This is a genomic window from Fusibacter fontis (genome assembly GCF_055378735.1).
Genome location: NZ_AP042445.1, coordinates 2,976,579 through 2,994,939, shown reverse-complemented (window position 1 = coordinate 2,994,939; position 18,361 = coordinate 2,976,579). Strand labels below are relative to the sequence as shown.

Below are 18,361 nucleotides of genomic sequence, written 5' to 3'. Positions count from 1 at the left end.
AATCTAGTACACGTTGATACACCAGGAGGCCAAGATGCATCTAAGAAAAGAATTACCTGAAATCTTCGAACAATTTGCCGAAGCGAGAAAAAACGGTTTTATCGCAGCAAAACAACTGAAAGAAAAAAATATCCCTATGGTCGGTACGTTCTGTACGTACATGCCTCAAGAATTACCGCTGGCAATGGGTGCTGCAGTCGTATCCCTATGTGCAACGTCTGATGAAACCATCGGTGCTGCAGAAGAAGATCTTCCAAGAAACCTCTGTCCATTAATCAAATCAAGCTATGGATTTGGCAAGACAGACAAATGCCCTTACTTTTACTTTTCAGATATCGTCGTGGGCGAGACCACTTGTGATGGAAAGAAAAAGATGTACGAGTATTTGGCAGAATACAAGCCAATGCACGTTATGCAACTTCCAAACACTCAACAGTCCGAAGACAGTTTTAATCTTTGGAAAAATGAGATCATTCGTTTAAAGGGCGTATTAGAGACACAATTCGATGTCGAAATCACAGACGAAGCCATTAAGAAGGCCATCGTACTTAAAAATAATGAAAGAAAAGCACTTAAGCGCTTTTATGCACTTGGAAAGCTTGACCCACCAGCTATCAGCGGACTCGATATTTTAAAAGTCCTTTATGGCTCAACGTTTAAATTTGATCGCGAAGCGAATATCAGCGAAGTAGAAGCATTGACAGACCGTATCCTCGAAGAATATGCAGCGGGAAAAACACTTGAATCAAAACCTAGAGTGCTCATCACAGGCTGTCCAATTGGCGGCGTCACTGAAAAAGTAGTTAAAGCGATTGAAGACGCTGGCGCAAATGTCGTTTTCTTTGAAAACTGCATGGGTGCAAAAGCAATTGAAGATCTAGTGGACGAGTCCAACGAAGACGTCTATGAGGCACTTGCTCAAAAATATCTTTCAATTGGATGTTCTTGTATGACGCCAAACCCTAATCGCATCACGCTACTCAACCGTGCGATTGACGAATATCAAGTAGATGGCGTGGTAGATGTGGTTTTACAGGCTTGTCACACTTATGCCATCGAAACATTGTCTATTAAACGTTTCGTCAACGGCGAAAAATCCATTCCATATACAAGTGTTGAAACAGATTATTCTACCTCTGATGTTGGTCAACTTCAAACGCGTATGGCCGCATTTGTTGAGATGCTCTAATGTTAGTCATCGGAATCGATTCAGGCTCGACCACAACCAAAGGCATCGTGATGAATGGCAATCAAGTCGAAGAATGGCTTCTCGTACCCACAGGCTTTAACCCGAAGCAGACCATTTGTGATGTACACAAGCGTCTAACGCGAGATCGTGACATCTATACAGTAACAACTGGCTATGGACGACAACTCCTCGATGGTGCCGATCACTCTGTTACAGAGATTACATGTCACGCAAAAGGGGCCGGCTACCTTTGTCCAGAAGCAAAAGCAGTGGTGGATATCGGTGGTCAAGACAGCAAAGCAATCGCAATTGATACGCAACATATCGTCAATGATTTTCTCATGAACGATAAATGCGCTGCAGGTACAGGTCGTTTTATGGAAGTGATGATGCGCATACTACACCAAGATTTGGCAGACCTCGACTTATTTATAAAAGGACACGAACCCGCTACCATCAACAGCATGTGCGCGGTCTTTGCAGAGAGTGAAATCATCAGTTTATTGTCACTTGGTACATCGCCAAATGCCATTGCTATGGGCGTGGTGGATTCCATCTGCAAACGCACGGCTATCTTTGCAAAACGCATCTCATTAGGCGATACCGTCTTCTTCAGCGGCGGACTTTCACAAAGTGAAGTCATGCGGGTAACTCTCGAAAAGCACTTGGGCTGCCGTGTGGTTACACACGAAAAAGCTCAATTTGCCGGTGCCATCGGCGCAGCGCTAAGCGCCAAAGTCAAGTGCTAAAATCAAGCGCTAAAGTCATGCGCTAACGACATGTGAGTCGCATATTCATTATCATAAAAACTTGCTAAGTAAAAGCCTCATAAAAAAGGAAGAATCAAACGGGAGTTATTCTATACACCCGAATGGTTCTTCCTTGAATTTCCAATATTACCTACAGCCACTATTGCTTCTTTACTTCGTAACGAAGTTCAACAAATTGATTGAATCTCCTCATACTCTTTAACGTCAGTTCCATTTCAAAATCATTTCTCTTGAACAGGGGAATTCCACGACCGAGTAGCGTTGGTGCTATCGTAATGATCATTTCGTCAATGACCCTCGCTTTAACAAAAGAGTGTATTAAATTGCCTCCACCAACAAGCCAAATATTCCCTCCATCGAGATTTTTTATTGCATTTGTAAATTCCAGTATATCTTGATTTACAAATTCTACATTCTCATTTTTGCCGCTTTCTGATGTTGAAAATACATAACACTGCTTATTCTTATACGGAAAGTCACCCTCTACTTTTTCGACAATCCAGTCATACGTTCTTTTACCCATTAGAATCGTGTCTATCGTATCGTAAAATTCAGAATAGCCATTGTCTCCTTCGCCGTCTATTTTGAACAACCAATCTAACGAATCATCTTCTGTTGCAATATAGCCATCTAAACTTGCTGCGATGAATAAAACTAAATTTCTTTTATTGGACATCTTAAGCCTCCATGTTAATGAATACAATCTATCAAAATTTCGCGAATCGAAAATTGACAGTACTATATAAACTGGACATTTAGAGCAATTCATACCACAATACGAGTATGAGTCACCCGAATCTTCTCCATATCTATCATTCATTACTTTCTATTTCCTTACAAGCTCTTCTCTTCGAAAATATCTTACTTCCCAAACTGAAATACCAACTATCTCATTTATTGGTATTGACATTTTATAACCCCGTAGTTATAATAAGTTATATTCGGTTATGCAAAATTGCTTTTTTTACTATTCTTGTAAATTGAATGCCGTTAACATACCTATTTGATTATTCGAAAGGAGATTATTTATGGAACTTAATGAAATTAAAAGACTTATTATGGAGAAAAGGAAATTAAAAGATTACTCTCAATTAGATGTTGCCAAAATTCTTGGCATTTCACAACCTGCTTATTCAAAATATGAAAATGGTGACACCCCAATTCCAGTAAAATCATTAAAAACACTAGATTCGCTTTTAGAATTGAATTTGGATTTTTTATACAATTCTATTGATTCAGAGACCTATCAATTAGAAATATTGAAAGTTTTCAATAGAATTGCTATATCCCTTGAAAAAATTGCCAATAAAATCACTTAAGATTAGATATCGTTTTGCAGTCCTCTCTGTGCAGTTGAGGGGACTGTACTAACGTTATCTGAATATCAAAATATCTAAATCCTATTATTTTTAGCTGTCAAAGCTGCTTGTTAGGCAATATCCTTCATTATTTCCTAATAATCTTTATCTCTGTTGGCGGTTCCACAGGATATGAGAAATGTATATGACTAAATTTCCACACATCTCCTTCCTCTTTCAAAATCGCAGTAAAGCGTACAGGTCTGCATATTTCATCTCCGATGTTAGTTTCATGAAGACTGTATGCTATTGATTTTAACGATTTCAGTAGTTTTTCTTCTGGTGTATCCGATGATATCATAATATTATTGACTTTGTTTATACAATTATTCTGTACTTTTTCACTATCTATTTTTTTACTTAACATGCCATCACTAACGATCCACGCGACTTCTCCATGTGACGTAATAATTGCCTCTTCAATATTCAACTCAAAATTTCCCCAGTATTCCCAATCGATTCTTAAAAGCTCTTTAATCTCCTCAAGACCCGTACATCTTTCGCCATTTCCAGTACCAATGATTACGGTGTCTTCATGATCAATAAACAGGTCATCTGCAAAGGCATCGACATTTTGAAGATTTCTTTCATGATAACCCTTTTGAAATTTTGATATGGTCTCGAGTACTTGATCTGTTTTTATATTTTTCATATGAACTCCTATTTTAAATTGTGGTATCTGACATTGCTATAATGGTTCTATTTCTTGACTCGGCAGTTGGATGTCTGGTTAAGTGTTCAAGCACTTCCTAAAGTCCTTCTTTTATCGGAACCCCTTCTGCCTTAAGAATTTCACTCGACATCGTTACTCTGTCATTTTTCACGAATTCAAACGGAAAGTTTTCACCCAGTCTGAATCTAATTTTTCTAAGCGATTTTTTTTCAAATTTTCAACGATGATCCACTTAATATGTTTATTATCCTTATACGCTATAAGTTTTTCAAATATCGATCTATCCGCATTCTCTCCACACAATACGACACTCCAACAATAGCCGAGTGCCTTTTTTAGAACTTTTTGCGATTCATTTAGTTTATTCTGATGATCAAAATATGTGATGGTCGTATCATAAAGAAACTGAAGTAATCCATTTGGATCTATATAATTCTTAAGTAAAATGGGTTCGCCAAGTGTTGCGATATAAGTTCTGATTTCTAGCTCAGTTCCGGCTTTCAATGGTGCTAAGTATGCGAGCATTTCATCAGGTTTTAGGTGTTCCTTTGATTTTTGAAATCCAATGCATACGGCTTCTCTTACCCGCCAACTTTCGTGATTTGCATAATATTTTAAATCCATTCCAATCTCAACATGGTCAGCAGTATCCAAATAAATACTTGCTCCAACCCCACAAGATAGAACGAATTCCTCTGGCGAATTCGTCGTGACGTAATTGATATTTAAACACTTCAAAACTTCATCTCTATTCGCATGTTGAATGAACTCATAAAGCAGTTCTAAATTAGATCTAGGACCCGGCAATTTTGAATTGAGTAATAGATGTTCAATGGTATATCGCAATTTATGCACCTTCTTTGGTTTTTTTCAATCAAAATCTAAGTTCAACCGCATTTTCACTGCTAAGGCTTTAATTTTGCCACCTATGAATATTCTTTAATAGCATTTTCAACGGCTTCTTCATTCAAGTAAGTGATTTGACAGATTTCTTCTGTTGAATAATGTTGCTTTGACAATCTATAAGCAACATGCTCCATTCTTTCACCGATTTCTATCATGTTTTTATCATAATCATAAAACCTTACGACTTGTTGCTTCCATGGTTGTTCCACTATTTCATGAACAAACTCTAAACCGATTTCTTTTATTTTTCTTACAATGAGCTCTAAATCATCATGTTCAAAATAGAGTTCAAAATGATTCGATTTTTCTCTTATTTCTGCATGATTTATCAATGCTTCAAAATGTTTTTTTTGATGAATTGCAAAATCGCCTACAAATGTAACATTCTCACCAAAATCCACTTTGACAGTCTGCATCAAGACATTTTCATAAAAATCTCGTGAGCGTTTGATATCACTCACAACTATTAATGGGCATATATATTTCATTTACATTTCCTCCTTTAGAATAGAGTCTGTTTAATCCCTTTTGGTTGATCACTTTTTAGCTATCAATTCTAATCCTATATGGCATCTGAACATCATTTCTCTCCTGATCATCCCAAGGATGACAGACATATGATTCCGGTGCTCCAAGAACTACAAAGTAAAGATAACTCGTATTCTCTGGATATGTAAAAGATATGACTCTTTTATCATCAAAATACATCGGACCATAAGTGCGAGTTCCATCCTCAGAAAGCGCCACAAAACCATATCGCCACCCAGCAGTACCATCGTACGAATTATATGTACTTACAGGCTCCTCTGCTAAGACCCCTTCTCCAATATAATACCTTCCAACATCTCCTGTGGCCAAAGTGCTCCCGGGCTGCAATCCCTCAAATTCCACCTTTACGGTTGATTGTCCCTCTTTAAGGTCTATGGGAATCGCATTAAATCCATTTGCTTCAGGGCAGTTTTCATACGCAACCTGTAAGAATCCATCTTCAGTCTCGTAAAGCTTCGTTTGGTACCTTCCTTGCCAATCGACAGAATACGCTCTAGCAGCTTCAAAATCAAAAGTTACTGCTTTTGTTGCATACTCATATAACGCTTCATATAATCTATTTACATTATTCTCCAAATATAGCCGCATATAGCAGGATAATGCATCCTCTTTTGCATAGCTTTCTTTCCAGATTCTACTTACGCATTCTATCCCTTGCTTTTCTGTCATATAGTAAATGAACCAGTAATTTTGATATCTCGTCCACTCGTTTTCAAAAGCCCTGAAATAATTTGAAAACCAGGTATCCATCTCATAATCTGTAAACATCTCCGCAGGATAATCTTGCCAAGACTGCCACTGTGCACAGAGCTCCCAAAAAGTATTTCCTCCATTGCTGCCGTCATATCCGTATCTGAAACCTGTAGACGAATCATCTTTTTGAGTTCCGGCAATTTGATTACAGTATATGAGATATTGAAAACAATGCCCCACCTCATGAGCAATGACAGACCCTACTGGTTGGCAGGTCATAGGCGATACCCATAAAGCACCCACTTTATTGTCATAACCAGCTCCTGTTGCAACCCAATCCTCGTCAAACAGCAGGTAAACTTGCATTTTATATCCATATGGCAATCCACCATCTAAAAAACCCAACATCTCTGTATTGGTATCATAAAACTTTTCCAATTTAACAACTAAATCATCAATATCTACCCGCATATTCTCTGGTAACTGGTCACTATTGGGGTTATCACCAAACTTGTTTTCCCAAAACACATAGAAATGCTCACTTTCTACTGATTTTGAGAACGACCATTTCGATTCTGGATTATCATAATCAATGGCTTCTTGTTCGATTGGTTTATAGAAAGACGCTCGATCTTCTTGTGATATATTTTTTTCACACCCTGCAAATACAAGGCATGTTAGTATAATGACCAAAAATAGCCTTAATCTCATTTTCATATGCTACATCCTACTGTTTTTATATTCTAACGGTTCATTATACGTTGCTATTTTTACAGCTCTTTTAATTCTGATCCATCAATTCGGTATTATCCACCCAAATCGCAAAATAGGGATATTTTGCCCCTGCTTCCTTCATATATAGGAGAAATGGCTGATCAAATACGAGATGTCTTGACTCTTCAACACTTTTTGAAGTAACCATAATAGCTCTTGACTCTAACACGGCCCCTCTTTCATCCAAAACAAACGTGATATCTTGCAATGCTTTTACGATTCTATAGTCCGAAAAAGCTTGGTTCATAATGGTTTGATCTGTTAACTCTGAATAACTATGTGCTAGTTTAAATGAAAATTTAGGTATCATTAACGCATCATTCTCTACGAGTGCTTCTTTCGAACCATTTAAAATGCGCTTGTCTACACTTTCTATGGTTTCAAGCAATGTACTTCCTGGTTGAACTTTGGCAAGTATGATTTCATCATTTGCCACTTTTGTCTTTAATCTTATTATAAAGTCATCCTCATTATTATAATCAATTAAGTCCACCTGTTTTCCCATCTCGCTATTTTTGTCCGAATAATCCTTGATGCCAAATGCATTTACTTTCACATACGCATCACCTTCATTGAACTGAATAGGATCGTCCAGCGATTCAAACTCTTCATCAAATTTTAGATTTTTATATAAGTAAGAATATGCAATAATATCCTCATCATCGCAACCTTGAAAATCAACTAGTTCCGGATGAGCAAATTTAGCTTCCAATTGATTATTGATGGTATCTTCAATATGATCCTTTATTAACCCAGCTACTGCCACGTACGAGTTCTCCGAAATGTCGTCTTTCGTTGACAAACTTTTATTAAGAGCTGTTACGGTTTCCAAATCATCGGATAATTCAATATCTCCATTCATGAACACCTTCATTTCATTCCAACAAAGTTGAAATGTAGAACAGTACACGATGTTCGCATTCTCTTGAATCTGTTGTTCCATATGCGGAGAAATCATGGTCTTCGTTAATTGATCATCACTTAGTTGTTTCATTTTTGTTGCTTCTGCTCGATTGGTACCCATATAAATCTTTGCTGTAATAGTTGGAACTAAAATTAGTGCGATTACTACAATAAATATTGCGCATATCTTTTTCATATAGTGTTATCCTTCTATCTTTTAATTTTGATATTCCTTCATGATCTTAAAAGGACCGAAATTGCTTATGTTGTGTAACTGTCTTGAGATCATTGATGTTGTATAACGTTTTGCAGTTATTGCAGCTCTCGTTGAAAGGAGCGCAAGATCAAAAACTATGTTTCTGTGTTTAGAATATCAGTCGCCTATACTTAGTTATTTCTATTTGGCTATTTGGCTATTTAATCTATTAACAAAATACTTTCACCCATGTAGACATCATTGCAATACCCATTATCAAGGTGAATACATGAACAATAGCATCTTGGATGCAAAATTTTCTTTCGCTTAAAATTTCGGGTTTAACTTTAGGGTGTGGAATTCTCATAATAATTGCCACCAAACTATAAATAATTGGTACTACGCAAACTGGTAACATAATAATACTACCTGGTATTATTTCATATTGTACCAGTATAAGAAATGATATTACTATCGAAACATTTATTATAACTCTCATAAAATCAACCTCTTGAATTTTCCTTCATCTATATGGACTACAATCCTTTCAAAGTCTCAAAAAAATCTATAAAATCTATATCCTATATAAAAGAATACTTCTCTCGCCAAAAAAGCTACCTTGCTTTTTGTTGAAACATATTTGGTTGTGGGGGTTGGTGATGAATAGGCAGTCAAATGATGGTCCTTAGCCATCAACATTGCTCTTTTCATATGTAGTGGATCACTTACAATAATTACCGTTGATAAATTATTGTCTTTAAGAATCTGAACTGAGTTCGATATATTTTCTTGTGTTATTGTTGATTTTTCTTCAATAAAAATATCCTCATTCGGAATAGATTGTTTTAGCGCATATTCTTTAGCAATGAATGCATCAGAAAATTCTTGATTTTCTACCTTTCCTCCAGTAAATATCAATTTATTCACATATCCATTTTTATATAACCAAATTCCATGATTAATTCTTTCTTTAAATACTGGAGAAGGCTCATTTCCCCACGTACCAGCACCCAAAACAATAACAGCATCCGCTTTTGTCATTTCGTCAATATTTCCGTACATGTAAATTGAAACTGATGTATATAGGATATAACTCATTAATAAACCAATTACTAGTATGAGGATTTTTTGAGTTTTCTTACACAATTTCATGTCTCCTCCAGAATGCCTTGCTTCTCTTAATATGTTGTCTAACGGTCTTGCAGTCCTCATAAAACTAATATCGAGGGATTGTAAGATTAATAATGGTCATCCTCAGTACATTAACACGTATTTATAATATGCAAAAAAATCCCTCACTATTGAATATATATCTCTTAACTCAAAAAAATTAGAATGTGCTGAATACACATTGCTAATATTCACTTTATCAAAAATGAGCTTTGAGCGGGAAATGTGGTGATATTGAGAGATAATCATTACTGAATCAAATCTTTTATCGCTCATAATTTTCTTAACATTCTTAGCCGTTAAGTAAGTATTGTAGCCTTCGCTATCGACAATAATTTTATCCTCAGGAATTCCAGAAGTCACTAAATAATCCTTCATGACGGCAGCTTCATCAAATCCTTCAGCCCCAATTCCACCCGTTGTAATAACATATTCAAAATAACCTTCTTTATACAGCTCAATGGTTTTATCCAATCTACTTTTTAACCTTAAAGAAGGAATTCCATCCGTCTCAATTTTATTGCCCATCACAACTGCCACATCGACTACATTTAGTTCATCATTAAATCCATCTATTAAAATAAAAGTAGTATGTATGATAAACCAAAGTCCCAAAATTGCAACGATCCATTTGATGTATTTTTTCATTAGTTCGTCTCCTATTTCGTCTCCTGATTTGACTTAATGCTGTGTAAATCCATAAAAGCTGTAAAGCATTTTCTCAAGCGCTGCTGGATCATGAATCCAATATGAGGAACCACTTATCATACGCGCTTCGCCTTCAAGTGTGTAAAAATGAATCGCATCGGGTTTCATTGAAGCCCCTTTAATCGCAAAATCCAGTGCTTTTTCAAGTGTCATGTCAGTCGTGACATACTCTCCACCAATCACAGTGTTGATAACCGCAGGTAATTTACTGCTAAGGGCCTTAGTCATCATGGTATTAACAAAATGCTGTTGTCTAGGGATACGCTGAACATCACTTTCTTTGATCGTACCGGAATTGTTTTTTCTAAATCTTAAGTATTTGACCGTATCTTTGCCATTTAATACTTGATAACCTTTTATAAAATGAATATTGAGTGGTGGTGTATCATAATAATCATCGTAGTCCATATCAAATGGAACGGTGACTTCATAGCCATTTAAAGTATCTACTACGGCTTCAACCGCTTTAAATTCTACTTTCAAATAATAATGAATTGGGATGCCGAGAAACTTAGACAACTCTCTTTTCATACCACCAGCGCCACCCACTTCTGGAAAACCATAGATAGCATTCATCTTTTTTTGCGCACGGTCGTCAAAACCGTCTATATGATTATATGTATCTCTAGGAATCGACAAAATATCAATTATATTGAGTTCGGGATCATAACTAAAAAGCATCATCGTATCCGCTAATTGATCATTGAGACCAAACGCGATTATATTGATTCTTGATGATGCATCCGCAATTTTTTGAAGTTCCGTTCGGCTGTCATCGCCCACGACTTCGCTTTCATTGTCAATACCACCACCTTCGGTAGTTTCATTCGATTTAGCCGTTTTAGTCGTTTCTTCCGCTGAAATTTCAGAACTATCATCATTCGATAGAATCGCATCCATCGCAAACAAAATGCCTGCGAACAATGCGAGAAAGCCCACAAATGAAATGAGAAATACTTTAATATAAATTTTCATTGTTTATCCTTTCTAGTGAATATAGGCATGAGGCTTCACAAAAGCGTGTTAGGTGACGTCGACTATCATTTCTTTTTTAATCTGAAAATATTCAATTATACAAATCATTATCAAATTTAAAGAAAATGGTAATAATGCTACGACATTTGATTTTTCAGCAAATCCTCTAGTATCATTTTCTTAACTATCATATTAGATTTTGGAGGAGTAAGCATAAAATGTTTTACTATAAAAATTGGTAATATGATAAGCGCAATAATTGCAAGAGAAATTAAATATTGTTTCAGCAAATGCGAAACATTAACATTTAATGAAGAGATGTCAAAAATAAACATCGAGTTGATTACACCATAAACAGTAGTAATAAAAATAAATATAATTGGAAGTAAATATTTATCCCAGAATCTACTTTGATTCATATTGTGAATGTTTTGTTCTACTAAAATTAGCTCACGTTTCAAGTCATCTTTACTATAATTTTTAAATGCTTCTTCATAAAAATAAACCTCTCGGTGCAAATACATGACACCTTCAGTTTTGATAAGTTCAACATCTTTATCTAAAAATTGAACATAAAACGAATCACGTTTACCAAACCAAATTTTGAACATTTTCTTTATATCATTAGTATGGAATAAACAACCTAAGAATGCTCCTATTATAGAATATACCCAAATTCTTTCATTTTGAGTTTTTAGCACTATATTTCCAATACTTCCAATTGCCATTGAGAATGCTAATGCAGAAACCTTTGATGCCCATATATAAGAATCTGCAATCTTTCTAAGAACCTGAACCTTCTGAAATTTTAGTCTTGGAATTCCAAATTTTCCGCATGTAATCATCACTTCATAATTGCTATTTTTGAAACTTATATAATCAAAGTACTTAGAATAATAAGCACTTAATACAAAGCTTAAACATATAATTATTGCTGAAAATTTGTTAGTTAACTTTACGCTTGCTAAATATACTAATGTCGTTGCTAACAACGAACTAATAAATATTCTTTTTTTCAATGACTACTCCTTTAATAATTTATTTTTCTAACGTTACCGCAATTTCTGTAGTTCTCATTTTTAGCACCTTAGCGTTAAGTTGGTGGGGCTTTTGCATGCTCATAAAACATGACAATGGGCAATGTCGTACATTCGGAGTAATGCGATATTTAGCATTATGATAAGAATGTTCAGCATGTATTTATTGATCCAGGCTGTCCTTCACAAAATAGTTTTATAAAAAGTTTAAATGGCAAATTACGAGATTAATGTCTAAATCAGCACTTATTTCGCAACGTCATAGAGGCTCGTGAAATTATATCTAAGTGGAAAGATAAATATAATTTTATCAGACCACATAGTTCTTTAAATAATTTAACACCGTCAGAATATGCTCAAACTTTGCAAGAAACTAACTTTGCAGTTGGCACATAGTCTGGGGGCAGGTCAAAAGTACAAGCACACATTTCTTTATTGCCATGCTACAGTCTCTCCTGTAAATAAAAGGTCATATTTTTCATCAATGATACTTATGTTAACATGTTTTTCTTCATATATTATAATAAATCCTTCGTCAGGCTCTTGATACAAGTTAAAATCACCTTGTAACATGTTGCAATGTTTGCACACATTGCCATAGTATGCGTGTTTCACTGTTTGGCTATATTTTCTTTGATAGTTACTCGCGACTTTCTTTATGGTTATCAAATCATCTTGACCAATTTCTTTAACATATGATAAAAACCTAACTTGAAAACCAAATTTTTTATAATAATAGTCATCTTTGGTAAGATATTTTATACCTTCATCCAATTCACAATCCAACACTGAAAATACACTATCATTTGCTTTATTTGCTATGGCATAAATCTCAGTATCTTTACCACATTTCCAACATTTCTTGGTAGTTTGCACTAAAAATATAGGCGCATATAAAACCTGAGTCAATTCAGTGATTTCGAGTGATATCCATTTATTAAAATCTTTTATGTTTGAGTACTTATTTCGTGGAATATACCATTTTTTTGAACTCGGTTCCCATAAAGCTCCTGCTCTTTTTGCTTCATCCTTTTCTGAAAATGGTACGTTTAGTTTTAGCATTTGTTTAACTCCTTCTGATGAACACCGTCACCCTGTATGAAAACTGTCTGCCAATGTGTTTAGAATTCTAGCAGCCTTAGCTGCGTTGGCTGTGTGTTGTATGAAGTACCTAATTTCACTTTAATAACTCATTGAGCCTTTTGTCATACCGCTAATAAATGGATAATTACCTTCGCCACTTACTTTGTTTAATTCTTCTATTGCCTCCATAATATCAGCATAGCATCTTTCTGCATTCTCTAACGTACAAAACTCTTCCCATTTTGTAACTAGCACTTCGTCTCTTATGCAGTATCAATTGGCACTTCTTTTTCTAACTTCAGAATTTCAGATTTTCCATGAGCAATTGAATTTCGGAACTCAAATAATTTTTTTATAGTTTGAAAAGGTCTGCCTCCCTTATTAACTTGAATATCAAACTCTTTACATAAAACTGAATACTTACTTAAAACACTTATTCTTTCTATTTCATCCCAATGCTTTATCTTGATAGAACCTAAATGATTCAAATATGCTTCAAAAGTAAATGCAGAAAAAAGAATACTTGCCATAAGCGAATAATAACTTCCTTCTTTAACAGTTTTGGCTAAATCAAGCATTACAAATGAAGCATGATTTAAATCCCAGAATGTCTTTACTTCTCTTTCAAGTTTTAGTTTCGCTACATGTTTCATAATTATCTCCTAGTATTTCACATAACGAGAGGCGAACTCACAACATCGACCCTCGGCCCACAGGCCGATTGGCGCGACTTTTGCAAGCTCCCCCGCAAAAGACATGACAACCAGGGCGATGGCGTGAGTTCGAAGTTATGCGAAGTTCGAATTACATATTACTTAAAACTTGTTAAACAATTTCTATAAAGAAGGATGTTCTATAATGCCTCTTAATTTAACGATTTCATCATTAATACTTTTTGATGCCGTACTAGACAATAAAAACTTGCTATACTCAATAGGAGATAGCATTAAAATATTTTCTGCTACATGCTGTATCCTATCAGAATCAGATTTAGAGTAATAAGAAAATTCCCACGTTGCAAACTTATATTTTTTTCGTAAGTCCTGCAAATAAGGGATATCTACTTCTCCTAATGATAATCCTATTACACGAATAACATCTACTTTCTGAGATTTACGATCATAAAAGAAAGACGCAGATTCCATACAATAATAAACATCTTTTCTTATGTTCTCTAAATACCTTACTAAACACTCATATTCATTAATTTCATTTAGTTCTTGCTGTGTATAACTGTATTTACTTTTAAGAAAATTAATATTCTCTTTCAATTCATTTATTCGATCATTATTGCCATGCCCTACAATTAACTCTTCACCCAAATCATTACTGCATTCTCCATGCATATAATAAATTTTTTCTTCACTAATACCATAAACTTCCTGCAATGTGTGGGTATAGTTGAAAGTTATGAAACTATCTGAACTGTTAAAGCTAAATCCTTTGAGACTTTTACTTAATTTATTCTTTATTAACTGATAATTTTCAGAAATATCTAAGGTTTCATTTATCCATTTAGCAAAATACTCTTTAATGCTATCCGCATTTCTATAATGATACATATCAATGTCTATAGGATCATCATTCTCTAATCCAAGATCGTAATCATTTGTGCCGATGATATAATTCTCATCTACTTCACCCAAATGACTCTCAAAATCACTCCAAAATAGTTTTTCAACTCCGTATATATAATTATGAGCAATAGATGGCCCTACTGTTTTTTTAGTTTTTATTTTGTACATATCTCCTATCACTGAGTAAAACTCAGGATCCTGGCTTATTAAGAAACAACCGAAATAATAGTAACTACTGGGCATTCCATGATATAAATCGAATCCATTTCCAATAACGTTTAATCTAGTCATTACAGCTCCTCTATAAATTATATTCTGTATTTTACTTTTTTATTCCTGTTTAAAATACTTTATATTATCTACTTTATATTATCTGCTTTTAAACGCTTAATATTTCACCTATTCGGAGTACCAGAATTTCGCATAACTTACAGTCCTCGCAGCGTAAGTTGCGAGGACTGTTTGTTATCTGAAGTTTATTTTTCAACTATAAAGGACTCTCGAATAAATCTATTTTACAATATCTCCTACCCAGATGTTTCCTTCTTTTATGTAGTAACATATCTCCTTTTGTCCTAAAATGATTTCTTCTTGAATTCTATATGCTTTCTTTTTTAAGAAAGCTAAATATATTTCGTCATCTTCAAATTCGCTTTGAAATTGAACATATTGATCTTTATAGCAGCTACATCGAAATTTTGTTATATCTTTGTCATTTAACCTATATTTGTCTATCGAAAATTTTCTGCTTTTTTCTTCTCTTTCAAAAATATTTTCATAATAATCAATATTATCTCCTATAGCTGCCACTATTTGTGATTTAATAAATTCAGGTTCATACAACCATATCTTCAAATAGTATGGCTCACCTAAATCTTTTAATGATTGCTCCCAACTCTCATACACATCTATCATTGCTCTCAAAATTATCTTATTATACCAACTAGGTGGATTTTTATGGCCGATTTCGTTTTTATTTATATTGTATAGATTATAAAATGGTGGTATCCATAATTTTACATATGATTTTCCATAAATTCTTAAAGACTCTAAATCTAATAAAATATTCTCAGCTTTCCACTTATCTATCCTTTTTACCTTCCTTCTCAATCCTCTTGTTTTTTTCTTTATAGATCGTAATTTCATTCATCCTCCATAATTTGTTAATGATCAAATTCGCATATACACTCACACAAATTTTAGCAGACGTTCCCGCTGTTACCGAAGTTCATCCTTTTCACCCTTAGGGGAAAAATGGCGTAGTCCTTGCCTCGCAATGGCTATGACATCAGATGAATTTCCGGTAACTGACGTGTTAGGTGAAGTTGAACTTAATAACTTTTAAGAATATCATTAATTATTTGTGATTTAGTATTTTTCATCATAATAGGTTTTAAAGTTGTCCATTTTTTCTTATCTAATTTATCATAAAGCCTTTCAATAATACTTTTGTAGAAATTATTCTCAAATTCCAGCCATTTTTCATCGTATATAACCTTTGTTCTAGATGAATTCAAGTTTAAATCTCTTTCACCACTAATATCGAGCTTAAAAGCAATTGGTAAGGGAAAATTTATCAATGCTTTTTCACCAAAATTTGTATAATTTGAAAATAAGTCGCAAGGGACTTCTATTCCATGAATTGATATAAATGATTTGGAATTAAAACTTCTATTATGACTCGAATCTACTTGAACTTCATCATCTTCATTGACACTTAAAGTATCAGAAATTTTTACTATGCAGTTTGAACCATAATTAACATCCGTTGATAAAGTATACTCTTCACCATCTACTTCAACAACTTTTGATGTTATATTAATTCTATCAATTACTTTATTTTTTGATGTAATTATAGCAACATCACAAATACCTCTAAACCCTAAATGGTGATTATCAATATCTAAACTAAAGACAGAGACATTGTCCATTCTATCCCATGAATAATCTTTAATTGGACTTAAATCCAAAAAATTAGAATTTTGAAGTGTATGTTTCTCTTCACACTTTTGCGTTTTTATAACAATGTCAAAAGGTGGATTGGGTACAATTCTTTTTACACTTTCTATAAATTTTTCTTCATTAATTCTTTCCCAAGGATTTTGTTTTCTTAACTTTAACTTTGTAATTGTACCTGGTGCTTTTTTTTGACTATCAGTAATGACAAATAAACTATCGTATCCTTCAATATTTAACTGTAATGCTTCATCACATCCATATTGATCAACAACTCTTCGTGTATTTACCTCTAAGTGGTCAGAAATCATAAAACATGCTAAAATACCTATTCCAAATCTTGAAATTGGTGTAAATGATGTTTTTAAATTACCTATTAATTCATAAAAATCATTAGATTTATAATATGACGAACCAATATTTGAGTAGTAATTGTCAATGATATATTGATTCATCCCGATTCCATTATCCGATACTTCTAAGTAGTCAATTCCATCAACCTTTTCAAGCTTAACAATAATCTCTGGGGTATAAGATTCTTCCCACGTTTCATGCAACTTACTTCGCAACAAGCACGCGTCAATTGAATTTTGAATAAGTTCTCTTAAAGCAACTTCTGATTTTCCGTACAATTTTGTGCCCATTAACAAATCTATAACTTGATTTTTACTCAGAGCGAATTTAGTATTATTGTATCTATATAAAGGTTTTCCAGTGATAACATCTATTTTTGCTTGTATTTTATTTCTTGTTACTCTTGCAGGTAGCTTAATTTTGTATATATCCACATTTAGATCAAAATCGTCCCCATTCAAATTTGAAATAATCAAAGTTGAATTTCTTAATTCAGAATCAATGAGATCGCAAAATTGATTAATTGCTGATTCTATTGCTGGATGTGAACATTGCGCAGAGTAAATTAATTTTTTTTCACTAATAGTCCAAGCATTTATACTTAAGTGCTTATTCCATTCTCTTAATGAAACCGGGTTAGAAACTGTTAGATGTGAAAATAATATTTTAGGAGTTCTTTTAGGATCAAAATCAATAATATCAATTAATCTTAATAACACAGCTACAAATGGTATACACAAATATACATCGTCATCACACAAGCAAAATGTTTCCATATTTAATATAATTTGATAATCTTGATCGTGGCTATGGCATATTTGTGCTAAGTATGGAGTTAAGTCAGTTTCTCTATATTTAATTTTATCCTTCCAGTCCGATGATATTATTTTTTTTGCTCTTATAGAATGTGTTGTCCGGATATAACTACTAATAATAAAATCTTCTAATATTTGAGCCTTTGAATTTTCATTATTATTATTTAGAACTTCAATTTCATTTGTTAGATTAATCTGTGTTTTTCTAAATCTTAAAAACTCTTTCTGTTCATTCAATAATTCATCATTTAAATCAGCTTCTGTCAATATGCATTTCCATGCTTTTATTGTTAGTTCATCTGGAGCCATACCAATATCATGTAGCGATATAGATAATATACACATCATTAAATCAGGTATAGATAAACTGGAAAGTTGATCTTTAGAAATCAACTTTCCAACAATTGTAAGCATGTTGAAAATGTGGACTTCATCATGTAATGTAAATTCTGGCAAGTTCTTTATTACAGCTTTCAATTTATTGATACTATATTCATATACGTCATTAACTAAGGTAAGTACTTCATAATCTTCAGTCATTTTACATTTTTCTTCAAGTATTTGATATATTTCTGTATCTTTTAAATACTTATTTGCTTTTTTTATCATTTTTCCTCCCCAATTGTTACAATATGTATCATTCAATTTCACCTAACGTTCTTCGTGTCCCCGTCG

20 protein-coding genes and 1 pseudogene are annotated in these 18,361 nt (G+C 33.8%); 4 read left to right on the top strand and 17 right to left on the bottom strand.

Translation table 11 applies throughout. The annotated features are described in order from the left end of the window. The first annotated feature begins 34 nt into the window (after nucleotides 1–34). Together ACZ41W_RS13475 and ACZ41W_RS13470 are read left to right on the top strand one after the other, a co-directional pair. Entirely contained in the window at nucleotides 35–1,189 is a 1,155-nt protein-coding gene (locus ACZ41W_RS13475; RefSeq protein ID WP_464312504.1) for a double-cubane-cluster-containing anaerobic reductase, read from the top strand. After that, nucleotides 1,189–1,938, top strand: coding sequence for an acyl-CoA dehydratase activase (locus ACZ41W_RS13470; RefSeq protein WP_464312503.1), 750 nt, complete (start codon nucleotides 1,189–1,191; stop codon nucleotides 1,936–1,938). Before ACZ41W_RS13475 ends, ACZ41W_RS13470 begins: the two co-directional genes overlap by 1 nt. A gap of 160 nt (nucleotides 1,939–2,098) precedes the next feature. Here ACZ41W_RS13470 and ACZ41W_RS13465 read toward each other — a convergent pair whose 3' ends face one another. Further along, nucleotides 2,099–2,635: a dihydrofolate reductase family protein gene (locus ACZ41W_RS13465; RefSeq protein ID WP_464312502.1), complete on the bottom strand. Its 537-nt coding sequence runs from the start codon at nucleotides 2,633–2,635 to the stop codon at nucleotides 2,099–2,101. A 352-nt stretch (nucleotides 2,636–2,987) separates the two neighbouring features. On the opposite strand from ACZ41W_RS13465, the gene ACZ41W_RS13460 reads away from it, so the two are divergent. Beyond that, nucleotides 2,988–3,278 (top strand): helix-turn-helix domain-containing protein, encoded by a 291-nt coding sequence (locus ACZ41W_RS13460; protein WP_464312501.1) that lies wholly within the window; start codon nucleotides 2,988–2,990, stop codon nucleotides 3,276–3,278. A 127-nt stretch (nucleotides 3,279–3,405) separates the two neighbouring features. Here ACZ41W_RS13460 and ACZ41W_RS13455 read toward each other — a convergent pair whose 3' ends face one another. The 10 genes from ACZ41W_RS13455 to ACZ41W_RS13410 all read right to left on the bottom strand — a co-directional run bounded on the left by ACZ41W_RS13455 (nucleotide 3,406) and on the right by ACZ41W_RS13410 (nucleotide 11,883). Then, the gene (locus ACZ41W_RS13455) at nucleotides 3,406–3,969 is read right to left on the bottom strand and encodes a nuclear transport factor 2 family protein (protein WP_464312500.1); all 564 of its coding nucleotides are present in this window, start codon (nucleotides 3,967–3,969) and stop codon (nucleotides 3,406–3,408) included. A 168-nt stretch (nucleotides 3,970–4,137) separates the two neighbouring features. Further along, entirely contained in the window at nucleotides 4,138–4,836 is a 699-nt protein-coding gene (locus ACZ41W_RS13450) for a hypothetical protein (RefSeq protein WP_464312499.1), read from the bottom strand. 80 nt (nucleotides 4,837–4,916) lie between these two features. Further along, on the bottom strand, nucleotides 4,917–5,384 hold the full coding sequence (locus ACZ41W_RS13445; protein ID WP_464312498.1) for a VOC family protein: 468 nt from the start codon (nucleotides 5,382–5,384) through the stop codon (nucleotides 4,917–4,919). 55 nt (nucleotides 5,385–5,439) lie between these two features. Then, nucleotides 5,440–6,855, bottom strand: a complete 1,416-nt coding sequence (locus ACZ41W_RS13440; protein ID WP_464312497.1) for a DUF6055 domain-containing protein — start codon at nucleotides 6,853–6,855, stop codon at nucleotides 5,440–5,442. Between the two features lie 64 nt (nucleotides 6,856–6,919). Further along, nucleotides 6,920–8,011, bottom strand: coding sequence for a hypothetical protein (locus ACZ41W_RS13435; protein ID WP_464312496.1), 1,092 nt, complete (start codon nucleotides 8,009–8,011; stop codon nucleotides 6,920–6,922). Between the two features lie 229 nt (nucleotides 8,012–8,240). Next, nucleotides 8,241–8,510 (bottom strand): hypothetical protein, encoded by a 270-nt coding sequence (locus ACZ41W_RS13430; RefSeq protein WP_464312495.1) that lies wholly within the window; start codon nucleotides 8,508–8,510, stop codon nucleotides 8,241–8,243. A gap of 56 nt (nucleotides 8,511–8,566) precedes the next feature. Continuing rightward, a complete protein-coding gene (locus tag ACZ41W_RS13425) occupies nucleotides 8,567–9,163 on the bottom strand; it encodes a YdcF family protein (RefSeq protein ID WP_464312494.1) in 597 nt (198 codons plus the stop codon). Between the two features lie 102 nt (nucleotides 9,164–9,265). Next, nucleotides 9,266–9,829: a YdcF family protein gene (locus ACZ41W_RS13420; RefSeq protein WP_464312493.1), complete on the bottom strand. Its 564-nt coding sequence runs from the start codon at nucleotides 9,827–9,829 to the stop codon at nucleotides 9,266–9,268. A 33-nt stretch (nucleotides 9,830–9,862) separates the two neighbouring features. Next, nucleotides 9,863–10,864 (bottom strand): LCP family protein, encoded by a 1,002-nt coding sequence (locus ACZ41W_RS13415; protein ID WP_464312492.1) that lies wholly within the window; start codon nucleotides 10,862–10,864, stop codon nucleotides 9,863–9,865. Between the two features lie 137 nt (nucleotides 10,865–11,001). Continuing rightward, nucleotides 11,002–11,883 carry a hypothetical protein gene (locus ACZ41W_RS13410; RefSeq protein WP_464312491.1) on the bottom strand — a complete coding sequence of 294 codons (882 nt, stop codon included), beginning with the start codon at nucleotides 11,881–11,883 and terminating at the stop codon, nucleotides 11,002–11,004. Nucleotides 11,884–12,057: 174 nt separating this feature from the next. Here ACZ41W_RS13410 and ACZ41W_RS13405 point away from each other — a divergent pair. Next, nucleotides 12,058–12,297 (top strand): annotated as a pseudogene (locus tag ACZ41W_RS13405) (integrase core domain-containing protein); the annotation flags it as partial. A 36-nt stretch (nucleotides 12,298–12,333) separates the two neighbouring features. Here ACZ41W_RS13405 and ACZ41W_RS13400 read toward each other — a convergent pair. The 6 genes from ACZ41W_RS13400 to ACZ41W_RS13375 form a co-directional block, all read right to left on the bottom strand. Beyond that, nucleotides 12,334–12,963 (bottom strand): DUF5710 domain-containing protein, encoded by a 630-nt coding sequence (locus ACZ41W_RS13400; protein ID WP_464312490.1) that lies wholly within the window; start codon nucleotides 12,961–12,963, stop codon nucleotides 12,334–12,336. A gap of 120 nt (nucleotides 12,964–13,083) precedes the next feature. After that, a complete protein-coding gene (locus ACZ41W_RS13395; protein WP_464312489.1) occupies nucleotides 13,084–13,239 on the bottom strand; it encodes a hypothetical protein in 156 nt (51 codons plus the stop codon). A gap of 8 nt (nucleotides 13,240–13,247) precedes the next feature. Beyond that, nucleotides 13,248–13,637, bottom strand: coding sequence for a hypothetical protein (locus ACZ41W_RS13390; protein ID WP_464312488.1), 390 nt, complete (start codon nucleotides 13,635–13,637; stop codon nucleotides 13,248–13,250). 183 nt (nucleotides 13,638–13,820) lie between these two features. Further along, nucleotides 13,821–14,852: an AbiH family protein gene (locus ACZ41W_RS13385; protein WP_464312487.1), complete on the bottom strand. Its 1,032-nt coding sequence runs from the start codon at nucleotides 14,850–14,852 to the stop codon at nucleotides 13,821–13,823. Nucleotides 14,853–15,071: 219 nt separating this feature from the next. Further along, nucleotides 15,072–15,707: a hypothetical protein gene (locus ACZ41W_RS13380; protein WP_464312486.1), complete on the bottom strand. Its 636-nt coding sequence runs from the start codon at nucleotides 15,705–15,707 to the stop codon at nucleotides 15,072–15,074. Between the two features lie 185 nt (nucleotides 15,708–15,892). Further along, nucleotides 15,893–18,295: an HD domain-containing protein gene (locus tag ACZ41W_RS13375; RefSeq protein WP_464312485.1), complete on the bottom strand. Its 2,403-nt coding sequence runs from the start codon at nucleotides 18,293–18,295 to the stop codon at nucleotides 15,893–15,895. Nucleotides 18,296–18,361 lie beyond the last annotated feature (66 nt).

What these genes read in the sequence shown, in the direction of transcription:
- ACZ41W_RS13470 (WP_464312503.1), top strand. Translation starts at nt 1,189, where the DNA reads ATGTTAGTCATCGGAATCGATTCAGGCTCGACCACAACCAAAGGCATC.
- ACZ41W_RS13435 (WP_464312496.1), bottom strand. Translation starts at nt 8,011, where the DNA reads ATGAAAAAGATATGCGCAATATTTATTGTAGTAATCGCACTAATTTTA.
- ACZ41W_RS13440 (WP_464312497.1), bottom strand. Translation starts at nt 6,855, where the DNA reads ATGAAAATGAGATTAAGGCTATTTTTGGTCATTATACTAACATGCCTT.
- ACZ41W_RS13465 (WP_464312502.1), bottom strand. Translation starts at nt 2,635, where the DNA reads ATGTCCAATAAAAGAAATTTAGTTTTATTCATCGCAGCAAGTTTAGAT.
- ACZ41W_RS13375 (WP_464312485.1), bottom strand. Translation starts at nt 18,295, where the DNA reads ATGATAAAAAAAGCAAATAAGTATTTAAAAGATACAGAAATATATCAA.
- ACZ41W_RS13430 (WP_464312495.1), bottom strand. Translation starts at nt 8,510, where the DNA reads ATGAGAGTTATAATAAATGTTTCGATAGTAATATCATTTCTTATACTG.
- ACZ41W_RS13400 (WP_464312490.1), bottom strand. Translation starts at nt 12,963, where the DNA reads ATGCTAAAACTAAACGTACCATTTTCAGAAAAGGATGAAGCAAAAAGA.
- ACZ41W_RS13415 (WP_464312492.1), bottom strand. Translation starts at nt 10,864, where the DNA reads ATGAAAATTTATATTAAAGTATTTCTCATTTCATTTGTGGGCTTTCTC.
- ACZ41W_RS13460 (WP_464312501.1), top strand. Translation starts at nt 2,988, where the DNA reads ATGGAACTTAATGAAATTAAAAGACTTATTATGGAGAAAAGGAAATTA.
- ACZ41W_RS13425 (WP_464312494.1), bottom strand. Translation starts at nt 9,163, where the DNA reads ATGAAATTGTGTAAGAAAACTCAAAAAATCCTCATACTAGTAATTGGT.
- ACZ41W_RS13455 (WP_464312500.1), bottom strand. Translation starts at nt 3,969, where the DNA reads ATGAAAAATATAAAAACAGATCAAGTACTCGAGACCATATCAAAATTT.
- ACZ41W_RS13420 (WP_464312493.1), bottom strand. Translation starts at nt 9,829, where the DNA reads ATGAAAAAATACATCAAATGGATCGTTGCAATTTTGGGACTTTGGTTT.
- ACZ41W_RS13475 (WP_464312504.1), top strand. Translation starts at nt 35, where the DNA reads ATGCATCTAAGAAAAGAATTACCTGAAATCTTCGAACAATTTGCCGAA.
- ACZ41W_RS13380 (WP_464312486.1), bottom strand. Translation starts at nt 15,707, where the DNA reads ATGAAATTACGATCTATAAAGAAAAAAACAAGAGGATTGAGAAGGAAG.
- ACZ41W_RS13385 (WP_464312487.1), bottom strand. Translation starts at nt 14,852, where the DNA reads ATGACTAGATTAAACGTTATTGGAAATGGATTCGATTTATATCATGGA.
- ACZ41W_RS13445 (WP_464312498.1), bottom strand. Translation starts at nt 5,384, where the DNA reads ATGAAATATATATGCCCATTAATAGTTGTGAGTGATATCAAACGCTCA.
- ACZ41W_RS13390 (WP_464312488.1), bottom strand. Translation starts at nt 13,637, where the DNA reads ATGAAACATGTAGCGAAACTAAAACTTGAAAGAGAAGTAAAGACATTC.